Origin of the sequence: Streptomyces canus (assembly GCF_030816965.1) — a bacterium.
In the GTDB taxonomy this organism is placed as follows: domain Bacteria; phylum Actinomycetota; class Actinomycetes; order Streptomycetales; family Streptomycetaceae; genus Streptomyces; species Streptomyces canus_E.
This window is the reverse complement of the sequence record NZ_JAUSYQ010000002.1, coordinates 5,655,875-5,675,384: the sequence shown is the minus strand read 5'-3', so window position 1 is coordinate 5,675,384 and position 19,510 is coordinate 5,655,875. Positions and strand designations below refer to the sequence as shown.

Annotated in this window: 12 protein-coding genes, 1 tRNA gene and 1 pseudogene; 2 read left to right on the top strand and 12 right to left on the bottom strand. The window is 69.3% G+C overall.

Going from position 1 to position 19,510, the window contains the following annotated elements:
* Positions 1-161 precede the first annotated feature (161 nt).
* The 3 genes from QF027_RS27165 to QF027_RS27155 all read right to left on the bottom strand — a co-directional run bounded on the left by QF027_RS27165 (position 162) and on the right by QF027_RS27155 (position 3,161).
* Complete coding sequence (locus tag QF027_RS27165) at positions 162-971, bottom strand: DUF2637 domain-containing protein (protein ID WP_225890232.1); 810 nt, start codon at positions 969-971, stop codon at positions 162-164.
* A gap of 448 nt (positions 972-1,419) precedes the next feature.
* Positions 1,420-2,703, bottom strand: coding sequence for a DUF3631 domain-containing protein (locus tag QF027_RS27160; RefSeq protein WP_307077640.1), 1,284 nt, complete (start codon positions 2,701-2,703; stop codon positions 1,420-1,422).
* 227 nt (positions 2,704-2,930) lie between these two features.
* Positions 2,931-3,161, bottom strand: coding sequence for a hypothetical protein (locus QF027_RS27155; RefSeq protein ID WP_031037732.1), 231 nt, complete (start codon positions 3,159-3,161; stop codon positions 2,931-2,933).
* 94 nt (positions 3,162-3,255) lie between these two features.
* Between QF027_RS27155 and QF027_RS27150 the strand changes: the two genes are divergently transcribed.
* Both QF027_RS27150 and QF027_RS27145 read left to right on the top strand, forming a co-directional pair.
* Positions 3,256-3,936: a helix-turn-helix domain-containing protein gene (locus QF027_RS27150; RefSeq protein ID WP_031037735.1), complete on the top strand. Its 681-nt coding sequence runs from the start codon at positions 3,256-3,258 to the stop codon at positions 3,934-3,936.
* Positions 3,933-5,534: a tyrosine-type recombinase/integrase gene (locus QF027_RS27145; RefSeq protein ID WP_307077636.1), complete on the top strand. Its 1,602-nt coding sequence runs from the start codon at positions 3,933-3,935 to the stop codon at positions 5,532-5,534. The genes QF027_RS27150 and QF027_RS27145 overlap by 4 nt, the downstream gene beginning before the upstream one ends.
* A gap of 163 nt (positions 5,535-5,697) precedes the next feature.
* On the opposite strand, the gene QF027_RS27140 is transcribed toward QF027_RS27145, so the two are convergent.
* The 9 genes and pseudogenes from QF027_RS27140 to QF027_RS27100 all read right to left on the bottom strand — a co-directional run bounded on the left by QF027_RS27140 (position 5,698) and on the right by QF027_RS27100 (position 19,458).
* Positions 5,698-6,279 (bottom strand): hypothetical protein, encoded by a 582-nt coding sequence (locus tag QF027_RS27140; protein ID WP_199873802.1) that lies wholly within the window; start codon positions 6,277-6,279, stop codon positions 5,698-5,700.
* Positions 6,280-6,421: 142 nt separating this feature from the next.
* A complete protein-coding gene (locus QF027_RS27135) occupies positions 6,422-7,753 on the bottom strand; it encodes a hypothetical protein (RefSeq protein ID WP_051831906.1) in 1,332 nt (443 codons plus the stop codon).
* 4 nt (positions 7,754-7,757) lie between these two features.
* Positions 7,758-9,002 (bottom strand): hypothetical protein, encoded by a 1,245-nt coding sequence (locus tag QF027_RS27130; RefSeq protein ID WP_307077634.1) that lies wholly within the window; start codon positions 9,000-9,002, stop codon positions 7,758-7,760.
* 610 nt (positions 9,003-9,612) lie between these two features.
* Positions 9,613-9,686: transfer RNA gene (locus tag QF027_RS27125), tRNA-Thr, on the bottom strand.
* Positions 9,687-9,793: 107 nt separating this feature from the next.
* On the bottom strand, positions 9,794-11,407 hold the full coding sequence (locus QF027_RS27120; RefSeq protein WP_307077632.1) for an alpha/beta hydrolase: 1,614 nt from the start codon (positions 11,405-11,407) through the stop codon (positions 9,794-9,796).
* Positions 11,408-11,505: 98 nt separating this feature from the next.
* On the bottom strand, positions 11,506-12,711 hold the full coding sequence (locus QF027_RS27115) for a DNA polymerase III subunit delta' (protein ID WP_057612275.1): 1,206 nt from the start codon (positions 12,709-12,711) through the stop codon (positions 11,506-11,508).
* A 139-nt stretch (positions 12,712-12,850) separates the two neighbouring features.
* Positions 12,851-16,041: pseudogene (gene tmk / locus QF027_RS27110) on the bottom strand (dTMP kinase).
* 136 nt (positions 16,042-16,177) lie between these two features.
* Complete coding sequence (topA, locus tag QF027_RS27105; protein ID WP_307077630.1) at positions 16,178-19,000, bottom strand: type I DNA topoisomerase; 2,823 nt, start codon at positions 18,998-19,000, stop codon at positions 16,178-16,180.
* Positions 19,001-19,260: 260 nt separating this feature from the next.
* The gene (locus QF027_RS27100; RefSeq protein ID WP_307077628.1) at positions 19,261-19,458 is read right to left on the bottom strand and encodes a hypothetical protein; all 198 of its coding nucleotides are present in this window, start codon (positions 19,456-19,458) and stop codon (positions 19,261-19,263) included.
* Between the last annotated feature and the right edge of the window lie 52 nt (positions 19,459-19,510).

Below are 19,510 nucleotides of genomic sequence, written 5' to 3'. Positions count from 1 at the left end.
TGGCCAGTCAGTGACGATCGACCTCGTCCCGTACCTGTCAGGGCGAGGACGGGTGGAGCGGCGGTGTCGGGTTGACTCGTTGCGGTGCGGTCGCTCGTCCCCGCGGATTTGCGCGGGGACGAGCGATGCGAGTTGCGCCGGAGCGATGGGAGCGCGGGGGCTCAGGGAGCGCCAGCGGGGGTCATGTCGAGGTCGTCCTGCCGCTGACAGGTGGCCTCATCGAGTTCGGCTTGCAGGACGTCCTTGAGCTTTTCCGCGTCGGCCCTGCCGATCGGGAGGCCCTTGCCGCGGATCGTCGCTTCGATGTGGCGGCGCGAGGCACGGTCTCCGCGTCCCAGTGGCGCGGTGCGGGCAATCGCGAGGTACTCGTCGGACACAGCGCTGGGCTTCTGGTCTTCCGGCTCGGCGGAAGACTGCGGGGTTTCCGTCACAGTGGCGGCGCCCTGCGCCACCTCGGCAGAACCCCGAGCCACGTCGGCCTGACCGTCCGCCACGTCGAGACCTGCTGGCTCCGGGAGACCGTTGTGGCGTTCGGTGGCGTCGGGTGGGTCGGCGACGAGCTGGTGGATCTGCCGCATCAAGACGCCGAAGGCCAGCAGCGCGGCTGTCGGGGGAACCGCGGCGACCACGTAGTCGAGGAGAGGCACGGCGCCGGCGTTGCCCGTGCCGTTGACCCCGGCCACGTTGAGGGCGATGGAACCGATCGATCCGGTGGCGGTGAGGGCGATGGCCCAGCCGTCGGCGACGCGGCGCAGACCCGCGCGGAGCATGAGGAGTTCACCCGCGACGATGAAGGCGTCCAGGGTCGCGGGCCAGGCCCACTGACGGACCGGGGAGTTCTTGAGGCCGTGCTGTCCGGCGACCTCGGCGAGGTGGGCGTACGACAGCCAGAACCCGCCGGCGGTGAGTGCCACGATGACAACGCCCGCCGCGACGAGCGCGTACCGCTCAGCAGCCTGCTTGCTCGTCATCGGCCGTCCTTCGCCAGGGCGATGGTCCTGGTGAGTGGGTGTGGAGAGGGTGGTCAAGCGGGGTTCTCCTGGGGTGGTGGCGTGGTCCGTCTTTGCCGTCCTGGCCGTTGCAAGCGCAGGTCAGGGCCGGTACGGCAGGGGGTCGGTGTTCCGTCTTGGCGGCGCCGGCGCGTCCTGTGGGCACGCACGGGCGGCGGGTGCTGCGGTTCGGTGGCCACGGACGGATCGCATCCGTCTTGCCGTCCCGGCCGCATGTGCTGTGACCTGCGGTGATACGGCGGGGACGTCCAGGACGGCACAAGACGGATGTGGGCGGCGTCCCGGCGGGCAGCAACGCCGGTCATGATCATGTTGCCGTCCTGGCCCCGGTTGCCGTCTTGCCAGCATGCCGTTTGACCTGCGGGATTACGGCAGGGACGGCAAGGACGGCAACCGGGGACTGGGGGTCTCAGCCCTCGCTGCGCGCGGGGCCGGTGTCGACCGGGTGGACGGTCGGGCAGTAGCGCCGCCACGCATCGAGGAACTTGTTGCGCGTGTAGCCCTTGCGCTGGGTGCCGTCGGCGAGGCGGACGTTGCCGGGCCTGATGTCGAAGTCGCGCAGCAGCGAGCCGAGCTCACGCGGGCCCAGTCCCTTGCGACCCCACTCCGCCCACGGGCCTTCCAGGTCCTGGCGCAGATGGTGCAGGAGTTCGTCCGTGGAGAGGCTGTCGACCTCACGCTGGGCGACGAAGACTCGCCGGATGTCGGCCAGGATCCGCGCTGAGCTGGGGTGATCCTCCTCGGCCGCCACTTCGGCCGCCACCATCTGCGCGCACGCCGCGCGGGCGAGGCGGGGCCAGGGCCCGGCGGCGAGATCGGCGACGATCACCAGGGGCTCCCAGGTATCGGCGGCACGGTCCTCCACCGGCATCGCCGGTTCCAGGTCGGCGGCCTCGTCGAGCAGCGGCCGCGTCCATGCGGCGATGCGGTCGCGCAGGTCGTGGAGGGCGGGGGTGTCGCGGCGGGAACGGAAGGGTTTGACGCTCTCGCCCTCGGCCCGGCGGCGCATGCGGATGACGACCGACCGGTCCATGATCGTGTCGGGCAGGTCGCCGATCCCGGCCAGGGCGGCCATGGCAAAGGTGGCGAACCGGTGCGGGGTGTGGTCGTTGCCGACGACGCGGGTGACGTACCGGTTGCGCTGGTGGCCGGCGTTGAGCAGGCCACGCATCTCCTCGTTCTTCTCCGCCTGCTTCGGCGTGCCGAAGATGGTGTCGGCCTCGTCCACCAGCAGGGTGGGCGGTTCGTCGGTGATGGAGCGGAAGGTGGCCGCCGGCGTGGTGTTGATGGTGAGCATCGGCTCGTGGACCGTCTCGGTCAGCACGTCCAGGAGCCGTGACTTGCCGCACCGCTTCGCCGGCCCGACCACCGCAAGGCGCGGGGCGTGCTGCCACGCGGGCTGCAGGTGCGTCGCCGCGACCCACAGCGTGACCGCGTCCAGCGCCTGCTGGGAGGGCAGGATCACGAACTGGGCTATCTGGGCACGCAGTTCGTTCAGCAGCTCGGAGCCGTACGTCGGCTCCGGGTCTGGCACCGCCTCCTCGGCGGGCTGATCCACCGGAACCGTATCCAGTGCCCCGCCGTCGGCCGCCGGGGCGGCTTCGGGCGCGTGGCCGGGCCAGCCGGGCACCGCGACGGTCGGCCATGCCGCTTTGCCGGGTGCGGAATAGGGCTCGGGTGTCGTAGGTTGCACAGGGCAGCTCCTTATCCGGTGACGTCGGGCATACAGGCCCGACTCACGCAGGTCGTTCGTTGGTATGCGGGCAGTGGAGTGTGCGGAGCCTCCGGCGTTGGCGCGCCGGGGGCTTACTCGCTTCCCTGACCGGGGCGAGGGAACACGGACAGTACGTCCACGTCCGGCCACAGTCCAGCGTTTCTGTGTCAGCTCAGCGCAGAAGCGTCTGCTATGGGCTCGGGTGGTCATGCGGCCAGGCCGAGCAGGTGCAACAGGTCGGCGGTCACGACGCGGTACGCCTTGCCCAGCCGCAGGACCTTGCACGGGTACTGGCCCCGCTTGGCCAGCTCATAACCCTTGCTCCGCCCCAGCCCCAGCGCCCGGTTGCCGGTGTCCAGGTCAACGGCGGCGGGCAGGGCCAGCAGCTCCTCCCGCGTCATGCCCTTGGCCTGCTCCGCGCTCTCGTTGTCGCGCATAAATGCTCCGTCCATGAGTGAGCCCTCGGCGAACGCGGCATCACGTCCGGCTCCAGGCGATCACTAACCATCATCGAGAAGCTAATGTGTCTCCATGACACAACGCGGTTTTGATCCTGGAGATGACGAGGACGACGTCCCCGAGTGGGTGGATCAGGTGATGGCCACGGTGGCCGCCGAGGTCCGTAGACGAAGGAAGGAGCTGCGCATGAGCGCCCAGGACCTGGCCGACCGCTGCGAGGAGATCGGCCATCCGATCCCGCGCAACGTGATCGCCAACATGGAGTCCGGCCGCCGCGCCAACCTGCCCCTGGTCGACGTCCTCGTCCTCGCCGAAGCCCTGCACACCTACCCGATCTGCCTGCTCTACCCCGTCGGCTACGTCGACCGAGTCCAGCGCCTTCCCCTGCAGCACTCCGACCCGACATGGGATGCCATGCGCTGGTTCACCGGCGACAGCGAGGACTTCGGCATGGAAGACGACATGCTCCGCTCCTTCCGCGCCCACATCCACCACCAGCGCGCCGCCCTGGCCGCCCTGAAAGGCGAGAAGCATGAGCGCTGGAAAGCCGAGACAGCACCCAACCAGGCAGAACGCGAGGAAGCCGTACTCGCCCAAGCCGACTACGCAGAAAGGGCGTTGGAAGCCAAGTACCGGCTCCGCAGCGCCCGCGCCTTCATCCGAGAAGACGGCGGCACACCACCGCACCTGCCACCGGAACTCGCCGACGTCGACCCACCCGTCGGCAACACCGATGAGGAGAATGATCTTTGAAGGGTTCCACCCACCGCCGCTGCTACTGCCGCGACGCCCACACCGGTAAGCCACTCGGTAAGCAGTGCCCGAAGCTCTCCAGCCGCAAGCACGGCTCGTACTCCATACGCCAGGAGCTCCCGCCCCGCGAGGACGGCACCCGCCGCTCCTTCAGCCGCGCCGGCTACGAGAGCCTCAAGGCCGCCCAGGCCGACCTCGACCACATACGCGCCCTGCTCGGCCTCGCCGACACCGACGACCCCGAGGGCATGGCGCTGATCGCCGCCATGCTGGAGGAGGTCGGCGACGAGAAGTCGCCACTGCCGGATGTCGAGGAGACCCGCCGGCGCCTGAAGTCCGGTCAGGACCTGATCGGTCGCCTGACCGTCGGCGAGTGGCTCGATCGGTGGCTCGACGGCAAGCGCATCCGCAAGTCGGGACTCAGCCGCTACGAGACCGATATCCGGTTCCATTTGAAGCCTCGGATCGGCTACCACCGTCTCGATCGGCTGCGCGTGAGCAATCTCAGCGACATGTTCACGGCCATCTCCGACGCCAATGCCGAGATCCTGGAGCAGAACGCCCAGCGCCGGGCCGCGGTCGAGGAGTTGGCCACCGTGCCGTGGAAGGGCTTGGACAACCGTGCCCACCGCAAGGTGATGAAGACGGCGATCGATGCCATGCCGCCGTTCCGGCGTGTGACCGGTCCGGCTACCAGGCTGCGTATCAAGGCCACGCTGCGGTCTGCGTTGAACGACGCGATCGGCCAGCAGATCCTCACCTTCAACCCGGCGGCGCACGTCGAGCTCGACCCCGTGCGCAAGCCGAAGGCCCTGGTGTGGACCGACGCACGGGTCGCCAGGTGGGAGCAGACGGGTGAGAAGCCCTCCCCCGTCATGGTCTGGACGCCCGAACAGACTGGCGCGTTCCTCGACTTCCTCGCGGAGGACCGGCTGTACGCGATGTGGCACCTGATCGCGTTCCGCGGTCTGCGGCGGGGCGAGGCATGCGCGCAGCCCTGGTCGGAGACCAACCTCGACGACCACTCCCTGACGGTCTCCGCCCAGCTCGTCCAGGACGGGTGGGAGGTCGAGACCTCCGAGCCCAAGACGGACAGCGGCTTCCGCGTGGTCGCGCTCGACGACGACACCGTCAACGTCCTGAAGCGGCACCGCGAACAACAGGACGCGGACCGCGAGGAGTGGGGAACGGCCTGGGTCGAGACCGGCATGGTCTTCACCCAGGAAGACGGATCCTGGCTGCACCCCGGCAAGGTGACCGACCTCTTCGAGCGCCTCGTCGCCGCCTCCGGGCTCCCGCCGATCCGGCTGCACGACCTCCGGCACGGGGCGGCCACGCTCATGCTCGCCGCCGGCATCGACGTGAAGATCGTGTCGGACACACTCGGGCACAGCGACACCCGAATCACGCGGGACATTTACCAGAGCGTCCTGCCACAGGTCGGCAAGAACGCGGCCGAGGCCACCGCCAAGCTGGTCCCGCTTCAGAGGAAGACCCAGGCGGAGGAGGCCCGTCAGGCCACCAAGAAGGCCAAGAACAAGGCGAAAGCCGAGGCCAGGGCCAATAAGAAGAGCAAGCGGAAGAAGCCCAAGAAGTAGGGCACCGGACCACTCCGCTCACCCATCGCTCACTCAAGCCATCTCGCGGCACCCCGGCCGTGTGATGCGCCATGCCCCGAGCAACACAAAAGGCCAGGTCACGGGCTATGTGACCTGGCCTTTTCCGGAGCCGCCCTCGGGATTCGAACCCGAGACCTCGGCATCACATCGGCAGCATCATCGCTCCTGGTTCCTCGTCCCAATTGAGACCGAATCGGTGGGGACTGCCGAGGTTGCGAAGCCGCTCCGCTCGCTGGGTTATGAAACCTCGCACATCCCTGGTCAGCACATCTCGCATGGCCGCCCACGCGGCGTGACGGCTGTCTGGAACAACGGGAACCTCGCGCCGCAGCTCGGCCTCGGCGGCTTCTCCCAGCGAATGCGCCCACCGGCCATCCTGCTGCCACGTGATCCACTTGGAGCTTCTGATCGCGTTCTTCAAAGAAGCCACGTTGTACCGATATCCGAGTTGCTTCAGGCAGTAGTCCAGCGCATCCGCTGTCATGGGCTCGTTGGCTGCGAGCAGAACCAGCCGACTCGCCCCTTCCAAATTTCGAGGGCCCGGCAGGGGGCCGTGGCGGTACAAGGAGTAGGTTCCTTGACCGGCCCAACAGAAGCGCCGGTCAGGCGAAAGCACCGCATTGGCACTGGGGACACCGATTTTGTGTCCGTAATCGCTGTGGGCAAGGCGAACGAAGTCACGTACGTGCAGGGGTGATCGGACCGAACAGGCAATCGCGTACATGACCTCTGCATGGCTCTCCCAGCGTGGCCCCCCGCAGCCGCAACGCCTGCTTTCCCATGACGACAGGGCGGCGCCGCAAAGGGGGCAGGCATCACAGGCATCGGCCGTCATCCCGACTCTCCATAACACGAAGTTAAGGAGGTCACCCTGCGCTCCAGTCCAGGGAAGTAGTCACCGGACTCGCCAGGACGGGGCCGATGTCCTCTTCGGTGTCGGGACCGACCGCGTCCAAGTAACGGGTGACGGCCTCCTCGTCGATGATCACTAGGTTGTCACCCGACGCAGCCTCGATCAGACCCTGTGCCTTGCGTAGTACGTCGCGCGGCTTGCGATTCGATCGCCTGAACAACGCATCTACCGCCTCCGACGTGAACGGGTACACGTCCCCTCGCGGCCGATCGTCTTTTTTGCGAGCAGCAGCGAGATACTTAGAAAGGAGCTTGACTGCCGAGTCCAGATCACGAAGCGCCGGCAGGACCACGATCCGGTGCTTGTTGGCCTCCGAGATCTCGAACGTCGGCAGGTCCGCGAGTTCCCAGGCCGTGCCGATGGTTAGTGCTGCTCGAGGATGCATGGTTACCACGATGTTGAGCATGTCGGCCATAGGCAGCGTTTCGAGGATGATGTCGCGGAACCGTTCGGTTTCGAGATCACGCTTGGCCTTCGCCGTAGTGGTGCTCGCGAGGTCCTCCAGCTGGTCGCAGCAGAGCAGGACGTGCTTCATGCCTGCTGCCGCGGCGAAGAGGAGGAACGTCGCGAGATACACAGCGCCGTTCCGGGTCCGCGAAGCAGGCTTGACCTTGTCCAGGTAGTCCTGGGCAACGGTCGAGTCCGCGTCGCACAAAGCCAGGATGAGCTTGTCGTCGGGCGGCCCCAGAGTCCGGCCCCGAAGATCTCGATGCTGCTCGACCACGATCTTCGCCAGGCTCTGCGGATCGTCGGTGGCGGTCCGTGCGACAAGTGCCTCACGTAGGCGCTGGACGAGCGTAAGGCTTGTATTAGCGGCACGGAAATCCGTCGCGTACTCGACGGCCGTGAACAGAGCGGCACTCAGGGAACGGATCTGGGCAGTGTCGAAGCTCGTCAGCAACCCGCAGATCGGTTCCTCGGAGGCATCGTCCTCATCGAGGCCGCAGCTCAAATACGCAGCACGGCCGAAGTCCTCGTTGAGACTCCATGTGAGGTGCTGCATGAGCACAGACTTGCCGAACCCACGGGCGTCAGAGTCGCCCGGGCCGGTACCCGTCGACCACAGGTAACCGAACCGCAGACCGGAAAAGGCTGCCCCAAGCACAAATTTCTCGACGGCCTCCTCGAATTTGTCCGCGTTGACGTCCGGCTCGTAGAGGAGTCCGTTCTCTCGCACGTCGGCGCCCCCCAACCGGGCGATGCCCGTGGTCGGGAAGGGGTTTTGACGCAGTCCCCATTGCTTCTTAAGCCAGACGGGGCCCGCGCTACGGGTTGAGGCGGTCATCGTGTCAGGTCTCCTGGGTGGTGGTTGAAGTGGCGTGGACAGTGGGTTCCTGTGCAACGCTGATCACGTTGAACACACGTCGGAGCCCACTCGCACTGGGAATGATCAAGGGCTTGGTCGAAGCAGGGGCGACCCTCAGCGACGCCTGATCGAGGTGAATACTCAAACCAAGGCCGGGGTGCTCGCCTGCGAGAGCTTCCCGCAACGCCAGATCGAACTCGTCGTCGCTGATCCGTTGCTTCCAGCAAACGGCCGCACGCAGCTGCCAGACGGGCAGGTACATGCCACCGGCTGCGTCGGCCCTTTGCTCGCGCCAGATCGCCCAGACGGCGTCGAGGGCTGCCCGACGCACCTCCTTGCCGACTCGCCGGCTGATCGCGACGGCATCGCCGCTACCCGTCACCACGGCGGTGGGCCAGAGCCGCATCGCTGAAGGTCCTGGTGCGTAGTAGCTGAAGTTGGCCAACCCCAGAAACCGAGTCCACCTGCGTAGCAGCTCGAGGCTGATGTAGTCCAAAGGACAGCCGGCCGCGCCAAATACGAACCGGGCCATGGCCTCTTCGCACGTGGTGGCGAACTGCTTTCGGCTGATCTCCTTCTCCCGGGCGCGCGCCCGCTCCTCGAAGCGGCGGACATAGTCGCGGACGCTCTCACTGATGGCCTCGGGCTCCGCAGTCCAGCCGAGCGTGCCCTGAGCTGCCGCGTCCGTAGCGAACGCGACGAACGCGTCAAGGTACGCCGCGTTAGTGCCGTAGCCCGACGCACTGAACCTCAAGAGGGGAATGGTCAAGTGAGTGGTGCTGCTGTCCGGTCGGGCGCCCAGGAGGCGCAGAAAACCCTCGAATTGCGGATGCGTGTTGAGCAGTACGCCAGTGAGCGCGTTGTACGCGGCGCGACCGTCGGCGGCGACAAGCGCCGCCCATCTCTCCCCCGCAGGGGTGAGAGTGAACACCGAATCGGCATGCGCGTATGCGGAGTTGGGACTGGAGGGAAGGATGTGCTTCTCGACCCATCCGAGACGCATCAGCTCCTTGAGGACGTCGACGGTGTTGTGGACGTGCTTCCTGGTGTCCGACCGCGCTAGCTCCCACTTGCGGGCAGAGTACGAGCCGTCCGTATCCCCCTCACGCGCCACCGCAGCAGCTCGGTCGACGAGAGCACGACGCACCTGCTCGAAGGTTGCGCCCTGAGCAACGTTGCCGATGGCGACCTCGATGTACGCGAGGTCCTGCAGCCGTGGAATGCCCACACCCCCGACGCTCACCCTCGGCCTCCGTGGAACACGGTTGCCCGGAACCACCGGGCCGACGTCTGCGAGCTACGGCACGAACGCCCCCTGAGGGGCAGGCAGTGAATGAGGCGCATCAATGCTCCGATGACAAGAGGGGCGTGGCGGATGACAACCACTGTCACCACAACCAACCCACGCCACAAGGGAGTTATTAATGTAGGCGCTCTCATGGGGCATGAGAGCCGGAACATATATATAAGAGCCCGAGGTTCTGCCCGATACGCGATGACCAGCCCGCCGAGAATCGCTTCGGGCCGACGGCTGCCCCGCGCTAAGAGAGATCACCACGACAAGCAGCGGGTGAGATGAGATGGCCACCGCCGCAGGTGTCAGTACGCCTCGCTCCGCCCGCGCAGCGCACATGCGGAGATGTCCTGCGCTCGGAGCGAGCAGGCCCCAAGGCCGTCGTGAAGGCCAAGCGGGTGAAGCCCAAGAAGTAGGTCGGCGAGCCGCTCCGCTCACGCATCGCTCACGCAAGCACTTCCACGGCATCCCCGTCGTGCGGCTCGGCATGCCCCGGGCATGAAAAAACCCCAGGTCACGGCGAGTGAGTCCTGGGGTTAATCCGAGCCGCCTTCGGGATTCGAACCCGAGACCTACGCATTACGAGTGCGTTGCTCTGGCCATCTGAGCTAAGGCGGCGCGCCGTCCGCACCATGGTGCGATCAGCAACGTCGGTAAGTCTACACAGTTTCCGGGGGTGCTCCGCACCAGCCCTCGGGGCACCCCGGGCGGTCCGGCGACCAGGGCTAAGAGCAGCGTTTGCCGTCCACGGGAGGGGTGCCGCGGAGCAGATACGCGTCGATCGCGGAGTCGATGCAGGTGCTGCCGCGGCCGTAGGCGGTGTGACCGTCGCCCTCGTAGGTGAGCAGGCGGGCCGAGGAGAGCTGGGCGGCCAGGGCGCGGGCCCAGCGGTAGGGGGTTGCCGGGTCGCGGGTGGTACCGACCACGACGATCGGGGCGGCGCCCTCCGCCTTGATGCGGTGCGGCTCGCCCGTGGGCCCGACCGGCCAGTACGCGCAGTTGAGGGAGGCCCAGGCGAGGCCCTCGCCGAAGACGGGGGACGCCTTCTCGAAGGTCGGGACGGCCTTCTCGACCGCCTCCGGACTGTCGTAGGCGGGCGGGAGGTCGAGGCAGTTCACGGCCGCGTTGGCGGACATCAGGTTGCTGTAGCGGCCGTCGGCGCCCCGCGCGTAGTAGCTGTCGGCGAGGACCAGCAGCCCGGCGCCGTCGTTCTCCTTCATCGCCGAGCCGAGCGCCTCCCGCAGCTGGGCCCAGGAGCTCTCGTCGTACATCGCCGCGATCACGCCGGTCGTGGCGAGGGCCTCGCCGAGGCTGCGGCGGTCCGCGTCACCGGTGGGGATCGGGTGCGCGTCCAGCTTGGTGAAGAAGGTCCTGAGGTGCCGGCCGGCCTGCGCGGTCGTCGTGGTCTTGGTGCCGAGCGGGCAGTCCGCCTGCTGCACACAGTCCTTCGCGAACGACTGGAACGCCGTCTCGAAACCCACCGTCTGGTCGAGGTTCAGCCGGCTCGCGGGCAGCGAGGGGTCCATCGCGCCGTCCAGCACCAGTCGCCCCGAGCGGCCGGGGAACAGCCCCGCGTAGGTCGCCCCGAGGAACGTCCCGTACGACGCCCCCACGTAGTTCAGCTTCGCGTCGCCGAGTGCCGCCCGCACGATGTCCATGTCCCGGGCCGTCTCGACCGTCGACACATGCCGCAGCAGCTTCGCCGAGTGCGCGCCGCATCCTTCCGCGAACTTCTTGTAGGCGTCGACGAGTTCGGTGGTCTCGCGCGCGTCGTCGGGGGTGACGTCCGTCTGGGCGTACGTGTCCATGTCCGGCCCGTCGAGGCACTCGACGGGCTCGCTGCCGGCGACCCCGCGCGGATCCACCGCGACCATGTCGTAGCGGGCCCGCACCTCGGCCGGGTAGCCGATCCCGGCGTACGCCTGGAGGTAGCCGATCGCCGAGCCGCCCGGTCCGCCCGGGTTCACGAACAGCGACCCGAGGCGCTTGCCCGGCCCGGTGGCCTTCTTGCGGGTGACCGCCAGCCGGACGTCCCCGTCGGCCGACCTGTCGTAGTCGAGCGGCACCTTCAGCGTGGCGCACTCGAAACCGGGGACCCCGCAGCTGTGCCAGGGCGCCTTCTGTCCGTAGTACGGCGTGAGGGCGGCCGGCGTCGACCGCGGCAGCGCGGCCAGCGCCACGTCGGCGGCCGAGGTGGCCGCATTCGTCGAAGCACCCGCGGAGCAGGCGGAGGTGAGCAGCGCGGCGACGGCGAGGAGGGCGCCGCAGGTACGGGCCGTGCGCGCCTTGCGAACGGGAAGCTTCCTGTTGGTGTGGCGGGGATTTCGCCTGATATGCATCGAGGGAGCCTAACTCTCCGCGTTGGATCACATGCGGTCAGTGAACAATCAGGCCCGTACGAGTGACGCCGTCAACGCGTGATCACCCCGCCCGGACCTCAGCCCGCTCTGAGCGCCATCGTCATCGCCTCCACCGCGAGCAGCGGGGCCACATTGCGGTCGAGAGCCTCACGGCAGGCGCCGATCGCCTCGATACGGCGGAGCGTGGTCTCCGGGGAGCTGCCGCGGGCGAGCCGCTCAAGGGCGTCCTCGGCGTCCGCGTTGGCGATCGCCACCCGTGAGCCGAGCTGGAGGGCGAGGACATCGCGGTAGAAGGCGGTGAGGTCGGTCAGGGCCAGGTCGAGGCTGTCGCGCTGGGTGCGGGTGCGGCGGCGCTTCTGTCTGTCCTCCAGGTCCTTCATCACGCCCGCCGTGCCGCGGGGCATCCGGCCACCCTGGGAGGCACCCATCGCCGCCTTCAGCTCCTCGGTCTCCTTGCCGTCCATCTCCTCGGCGAGCTGCTTGGCGTCGTCGGCCGCCGCGTCGACGAGTTCCTGCGCCGCCCTGAGGCAGCCGCCGACGTCGTCGACGCGCAGGGGCAGCTTCAGTACAGCGGCTCGGCGCTCACGGGCGGCCGGGTCGGTGGCGAGGCGGCGGGCCCGGTCGACATGGCCCTGGGTGGCGCGGGCGGCGGCCATGGCGGCGGCGGGCTCGACGCCTTCCCGGCGCACGAGCATGTCGGCGACGGCCTCCACGGAGGGGGTGCTCAGGTTCAGGTGGCGGCAGCGGGAGCGGATCGTCGGCAGGACGTCCTCGATGGACGGCGCGCACAGCAGCCAGACGGTACGGGGGGCGGGCTCCTCCACGGCCTTGAGGACCGCGTTGGCCGACTTCTCGTTCAGCCGCTCGGCGTCCTCGACCAGGATGATCTGCCAGCGGCCGGTCGCCGGCGAGGTGAAAGACTTCCTGACGGTGTCCCGCATGTCGTCGGCGAGGATCTGGGTGCCGACGGCGGCCACGGAGGTGACGTCGGCGTGGGTGCCGATGAGTGCCGTATGACACCCGTCGCAGAACCCGCAGCCGGGGATTCCCCCGAGAGCCCGGTCCGGGCTGACGCACTGCAGCGCGGCCGCGAAGGCCCTCGCCGCCTGGTTCCGGCCCGCTCCGGGCGGTCCCGTGAACAGCCAGGCATGCGTCATCTTCGACGCCTCGGGCGGCGGGGTGCCGGTGGTGGCCGCGGTGACCTGGGCGTCGGCGTCCCGAGCAGCGGCCGCGAGCTGCTCGCTCACTCTCTCCTGGCCGACCAGGTCGTCCCATACGGTCATGGGTCACGCCGCCCTTTCGTCATGTTCCGCGCTACGGGATCCATTGTGGGGGCGACCACTGACAGCGGGGCCGACGATCGGTCGTCGGCTGCGGGCCGGTGGGGGCCGGCCCCATGCGCCCGCACCCGCGGATCGACCGCTACCGCCCCCGACGTCGGCCGCGATCGTCCCCGTACCCGTCGTCATGCGGCCCGAGCAGCTCATCGGCGAGCGTGGGCAGATCGTCCAACGGCGTCTCCTCGGCCCAGTCCGACCGCGCCCTCCGCCGAGGCGTCCCCGTCTCGTCGACCTGCGGCAGCTCTCGCGTCCGCTCCTCGTCGCGGAAGTACCCCGGCGGCACCCGATCCGAGGGCCCGTCCCCGGGCACAGGAGGCAGCACGGCGGTCTCGTCGGCGGAACCCGGAGCCACCGGCGGCAGCACGGCCGTCTCATCGGCAGCCCCCGGGGGGACTGGAGGCAGCACCGCGGTCTCGTCCGCCGCACCCGGAGGCACCGGCGGCTGAGGCAGCTCGGCCGTCACCTCGGCGTCGGAGGTGGCCCCACCGGGAGCCCCCTCTGCGGACGCGTCCTCGTCACCCTTCTCCATGGGCACCCGGGGCAGCACAGCCGTCTCGTCCACCGGCCCGCCCGACGCGTTCGTCGGCGTCACCACGGGCGTGGGCACGGTCGCCGCGTCCATCCCCGCCGCAGGAGCGGCAGACTGCTTCGGTCCGGCCTCCGCCGCCAAGGCCGCGGCCTCGGCGAGCCGCCGGGCCTCCTCCGCCCTCAGCAACGCCTCCTCGGTCTTGCGCTGCTTCTCCAGCCGCCGCTCCTCGGCCTCGGCACGCAGTCGCGCCTCCTCCTCGGCCCGCTTGCGGGCGGCCTCCTCCTGGGCCTTGCGCCGTGCCTCTTCCTCAGCGCGCGCCTTCTCCTCGGCGAGGAGACGTACCCGCTCCTCCTCGGCCCGCCTGCGTGCTTCCTCGGCCCGCAGCCGGGCCTCCTCCGCCTGCCGCTCGGCCTCGCGACGCTGGGCCTCCTCCAGCTCGCGCCGCTTGCGCTCCTCCTCCTCGGCCTTCAGCCGTGCCAGCTGCTCCTGGCGCTCCCGCTCCAGGCGCTCCTCCTCGGCCTTGCGCGCGGCCTCTTCCTCGGCCCGACGACGCGCTTCCTCCTCGGCCTTGCGCCGGGCCTCCTCCTGCTCCCGGATCTCCTGCTCGGACAGCGGCAGCATCTGGTCGAGCCGATGGCGTACGACGGTGGTGACGGCCTCGGGTTCCTGTCCCGCGTCCACGACCAGGTACCGCCCGGGGTCGGCGGCGGCCAGCGTGAGGAATCCGGACCGCACGCGCGCGTGGAACTCCGCCGGCTCCGACTCCAGCCGGTCCGGCGCCTCGGTGAACCGCTCGCGGGCGATCTCCGGGGACACGTCCAGCAGGACGGTCAGATGAGGCACCAGACCGTCCGTCGCCCAGCGGTTGATGCGGGCGATCTCCGTCGGGGACAGGTCGCGCCCGGCGCCCTGGTAGGCCACGGAGGAGTCGATGTAGCGGTCGGAGATCACGACCGCACCGCGCTCCAGTGCGGGCCTGACCACGGTGTCCACGTGTTCCGCGCGGTCCGCCGCGTACAGCAGCGCCTCCGCCCGGTGCGAGAGCCCGGCGCTCGACACGTCCAGAAGGATCGACCGCAGCCGCTTGCCCACCGGGGTCGCCCCCGGCTCGCGCGTCACCACGACCTCGTGGCCCTTGGCCCGGATCCACTCCGCGAGCGCCTCGGCCTGGGTGGACTTCCCGGCCCCGTCGCCGCCCTCCAGCGCGATGAAGAAGCCATGGTCGGCAGGCACGGTCACCGGGTCGTCGCCGCCGAGCAGCGCGTCCCGCAGGTCGTGCCGCAGGGGGACGCCGGACCGGTCGTCGACCTTGGCCAGCACCAGCGCGGCGACCGGCAGCAGCAGCGCGCCGACCAGCATCAGGGTGAACGCGGCGCCGCCGTGCGCGAACACGAACTTGCCGTTCACCAGCCGGTGCGGGCCGATCGCCGCGGCCACCACGGGGGCGACGAGCGCGCCGAGCGCCACGCCCACCCGCACGACCGCGTGCAGATGTTCGGTGATCCGCACCCGGCGGTATTCCTCGGTCTCCTGGTCGAGCAGGGTGTGCCCGGTGTTGGCGGCCACACCCGCGCCGACACCGGCCAACACGTCGATCAGCAGCACGGTGGTGACGTCCGGGACGAGCCCGGCGGCCAGCAGGGCGATGCCGGTGAAGGCGATCGCCAGCGCGAGCAGCCGCCGCCGCGAGAGCGAGACCAGCACCTTGGGTGCCGTACGGACACCGACCACGACACCGCCGGTCAGCGCGGCGACCATCAGGCCGTACATCACCGGGCCGCCGCCCAGGTCCTTGGCGTGCAGCACAGCGACGGCCACGGCGGCCGCGATCGCTCCGGCGACGGCCGCGCAGGCCGCCACCAGCAGCGGAATCGCGCCGGTACGGCCCTTGTCGACGCCGGTGCCCGTCTTGGGCCGACGCAGCCCCTCCAGCGGCGAACGCGCGCGCGGGGTGCGTGTGCCGGGCAGTTCCAGGAAGGTCAGCACGGACAGGGACGCGGCGAACAGACCGGCCGCGACGTACGACGCGAGGGCCGCCTGGTGCTGGCCGAACCAGTCGAGGCCGGAACCCAGCAGGTTGTTGAGGGCAGGCCGGCGACGACGAGCGCGGCACCGGCCAGCGGGATCGCCACGAAGGTCGTCCGCAGCGACAGGCGGCGCAGTGCGTCCAGGTGGTCCGGCAGGGGCCGTACCGTCGCCCCCTCCGGGGGAGGTTCCGGCAGCAGGGCGGGCGCCGCGCTCTCGCGGCACACCGTCCAGAAGCGCTCGGCGACCCCGATTACGAAGACGGTCACCAGGAGCATCGCGAGGGCGTTGTCCGGCGTCCAGTCAATCCACAGCGGCGCGACGATGAGCAGGGCGAGCCTGACTCCGTCCGCGCCGACCATGGTCCACCGGCGGTCGAGCGGCCCCTCGTGCGAAGTGAGCGAGGTCAGCGGGCCGAGCAGGACGGCGCCGAAGAGCAGCGTCGCCAGGATGCGCGTACCGAAGACGGTCGCCACTGCGAACGCCACGCCCCGGTAGCCACCGCCGAACGAGCCCTGGGCGATGGCCGCCTGAAGGGCCAGCAGCACCAGCACCAGGAGTGCGAGGGTGTCGCCGATCCCGCCGACGAGCTGGGCGCTCCACAGGCGTTTGAGCTGGGGCCTGCGCAGCAGGGCGCGGACGGCGCGCTCGCGGGAGTCCGCGACCAGGGCGTCGTCGGGGGCCGGGTCAAGGGCCGTTGGCTGCTGGGCACGGGTCATGCATTCAGCCTATCGGGAGCCACCGACAGCCTGGGGAGCGCGTCCGCAGGTGCGCACGCCCCGACACCAAAGTGATGCCGGGGCGTTCGCATTGCGAAGCCTCAGTGGAGGAATCCGGCCCGAAACAGGGCCGGACTCAGTCCTCGGACGCCGTCTTGGAAGCGGTCGCCTTCTTCGCGGTCGTCTTCTTCGCCGTCGTCTTCTTCACGGCCGTGGTCGTCTTCTTCGCCGCGGTCTTCTTGGCGGCCGTCGCCTTCTTGGCCGGGGCCTTCTTGGCGGGCGCCTTCTTCGCCGTCTTCTTGGCGGGCGCCTTCGCCCGCTTCTCGGCGAGCAGTTCGAAACCGCGCTCCGGGGTGATCTCCTCGACGCTGTCGCCGGAGCGCAGGGTCGCGTTGGTCTCCCCGTCGGTCACGTACGGCCCGAAGCGGCCGTCCTTGACCACGACCGGCTTCTCACTGACCGGGTCGGTGCCCAGCTCCTTCAGCGGCGGCTTGGCGGCGGCCCGGCCGCGCTGCTTGGGCTGCGCGTAGATCTCCAGAGCCTCTTCGAGGGTGATCGTGAAGAGCTGGTCCTCGGTCTGCAGCGAGCGCGAGTCCGTGCCCTTCTTCAGATACGGCCCATAGCGGCCGTTCTGCGCGGTGATCTCCTGGCCCTCGGCATCGACGCCGACGACTCGCGGCAGCGACATCAGCTTGAGGGCGTCCTCCAGCGTCACCGTGTCCAGCGACATCGACTTGAACAGCGAGGCCGTACGCGGCTTCACGGCGTTCTTGCCGGTCTTCGGGGTGCCCTCGGGGAGCACCTCGGTGACGTAAGGGCCGTAACGGCCGTCGCGGGCGATGATCTGGTGACCCGTCACCGGGTCGGCGCCGAGCTCGAAGTCACCGCTCGGCTTGGCGAGCAGTTCCTCTGCGAGCTCCACGGACAGCTCGTCGGGGGCCAGGTCCTCGGGGACGTCCGCCCGCTGGTGGTTCTCGGAGTCCTTCTCGCCGCGCTCGATGTACGGGCCGTAGCGGCCGACCCTGAGCACGATGTCGTTGCCCACCGGGAAGGACGACACCTCGCGCGCGTCGATCGCGCCCAGGTCGGTCACCAGCTCCTTGAGACCGCCTAGGTGGTCCCCGTCGCCGTTGCCCGCCTCGGCCGCGCCGCCCGTGGCCGTGCCCTCACCGAAGTAGAAGCGCCTCAGCCACGGCACGGACTGCGCCTGACCGGCCGCGATGCGGTCGAGGTCGTCCTCCATCCTGGCGGTGAAGTCGTAGTCGACGAGCCGGCCGAAGTGCTTCTCCAGGAGGTTGACCACGGCGAAGGACAGGAAGGACGGCACGAGCGCCGTGCCCTTCTTGAAGACATAGCCGCGGTCGAGGATCGTGCCGATGATCGACGCGTACGTCGACGGGCGGCCGATCTCGCGCTCCTCGAGCTCCTTGACCAGGCTGGCCTCGGTGTAGCGGGCCGGGGGCTTGGTGGCGTGCCCGTCGACCGTGATCTCCTCGGCGCTCAGGGCATCGCCCTCGGCGACCTGGGGCAGCCTGCGCTCGCGGTCGTCCAGCTCGGCGTTCGGGTCGTCGGCGCCTTCGACGTAGGCCTTGAGGAAGCCGTGGAAGGTGATCGTCTTGCCGGAGGCGCTGAACTCGACGTCCCGCCCGTCGGCGGCGGTGCCACCGATCTTCACGGTCACGCTGTTGCCGGTCGCGTCCTTCATCTGCGAGGCGACCGTGCGCTTCCAGATCAGCTCGTAGAGCTTGAACTGGTCGCCGGTCAGGCCGGTCTCGGCGGGTGTACGGAAACGATCACCGGAGGGGCGGATCGCCTCGTGCGCCTCCTGCGCGTTCTTGACCTTCCCGGCGTAGGTGCGCGGGGACGACGGCAGGTAGTCGGCGCCGTACAACTGCGTGACCTGGGCGCGGGCCGCGGTGATGGCGGTGTCGCTCAGGGTGGTGGAGTCCGTACGCATATAGGTGATGAAGCCGTTCTCGTACAGCTTCTGGGCCACCTGCATGGTCGCCTTCGCGCCGAAGCCGAGCTTGCGCGAGGCCTCCTGCTGGAGGGTCGTCGTACGGAACGGGGCGTACGGCGAGCGGCGGTACGGCTTGGACTCGACCGAGCGGACCGCGAACCGGGTCTGCTCGAGGGCGGCGGCCAGGGCGCGGGCGTTCGCCTCGTCGAGGTGGAGGGTGTTCGCGCTCTTCAGTTGTCCCACGGAGTCGAAGTCGCGGCCCTGCGCGACCCGCCTGCCGTCGACGCTCTGGAGGCGGGCGACCAGCGACGACGGGTCCGAGGAGTCCCCCGCGCGGCCGGTCGCGAAGGTGCCCGTCAGGTCCCAGTACTCGGCAGAGCGAAACGCGATGCGCTCGCGTTCCCGCTCCACGACGAGCCGGGTCGCGACCGACTGGACACGGCCGGCCGACAGGCGCGGCATGACCTTCTTCCACAGGACCGGCGAGACCTCGTAGCCGTAGAGGCGGTCGAGGATGCGGCGGGTCTCCTGGGCGTCGACCAGCTTCTGGTTCAGCTCGCGCGGGTTGGCGACGGCGGCCTGGATCGCGGCCTTGGTGATCTCGTGGAAGACCATCCGCTTGACCGGGACCTTGGGCTTGAGCACCTCCTGGAGATGCCAGGCGATCGCCTCGCCCTCGCGGTCCTCATCGGTGGCGAGGAAGAGCTCGTCGGAGTCCTTCAGCAGATCCTTGAGCTTCTTTACCTGGGCCCGCTTGTCGGCGTTGACGACATAGATCGGCTCGAAGTCGTGTTCGACGTCCACGCCGAGGCGGCGGACCTCGCCGGTGTACTTCTCGGGCACCTCCGCGGCGCCGTTGGGGAGGTCGCGGATGTGCCCGACGCTCGCCTCGACGACGTATCCGGGGCCGAGATAGCCCTTGATCGTCTTCGCCTTGGCAGGCGACTCGACGATGACGAGTCGGCGGCCGCCCTTTGCGGTCTCGCTGGTCGGGGACAACTTCGCTCTTCTCTCCGGTCGACACTGGGGTCTCTCCCCAGGCCTTGGTTCCCGGGGTCGGGTCATGCTGACGCTGCGGAGTGTGACGGTACATCCCGCCCCCGTGTCAAACGGGAAAAGCCCGCAACGGCCACTCGAACGGTAACCCGACTACCGCCATTCCTGCCGCCTCGAGTGCCCACCGGCCTTTTCGAGCTCATCCGGAGGGTGATCTCCCCATTACCGGTCGACCCGCTCGCGCGGACGTTCCGGGAGCCGTTCTAGAGGCGGGTGAAGCACCATGCGGCAAGGGCCAGCGTGATGAGCCCGGCGAGGCTCGCGACGGTCGCGGATGCGACGGGACTCACACCGTGGGCGACGGGCTCGCGATGGCGCACCCGGGCCGCGGTCCACACCAGCAGCCCTCCTCCGAACAGGGCGAACACCATTCCCGCGAAGATCGCCGGTCCGCTCTCCATGGTTCCCCGTGCCCCTTTTCTCCTGCCCGCGCGTGCACCTTCGACGGAGACT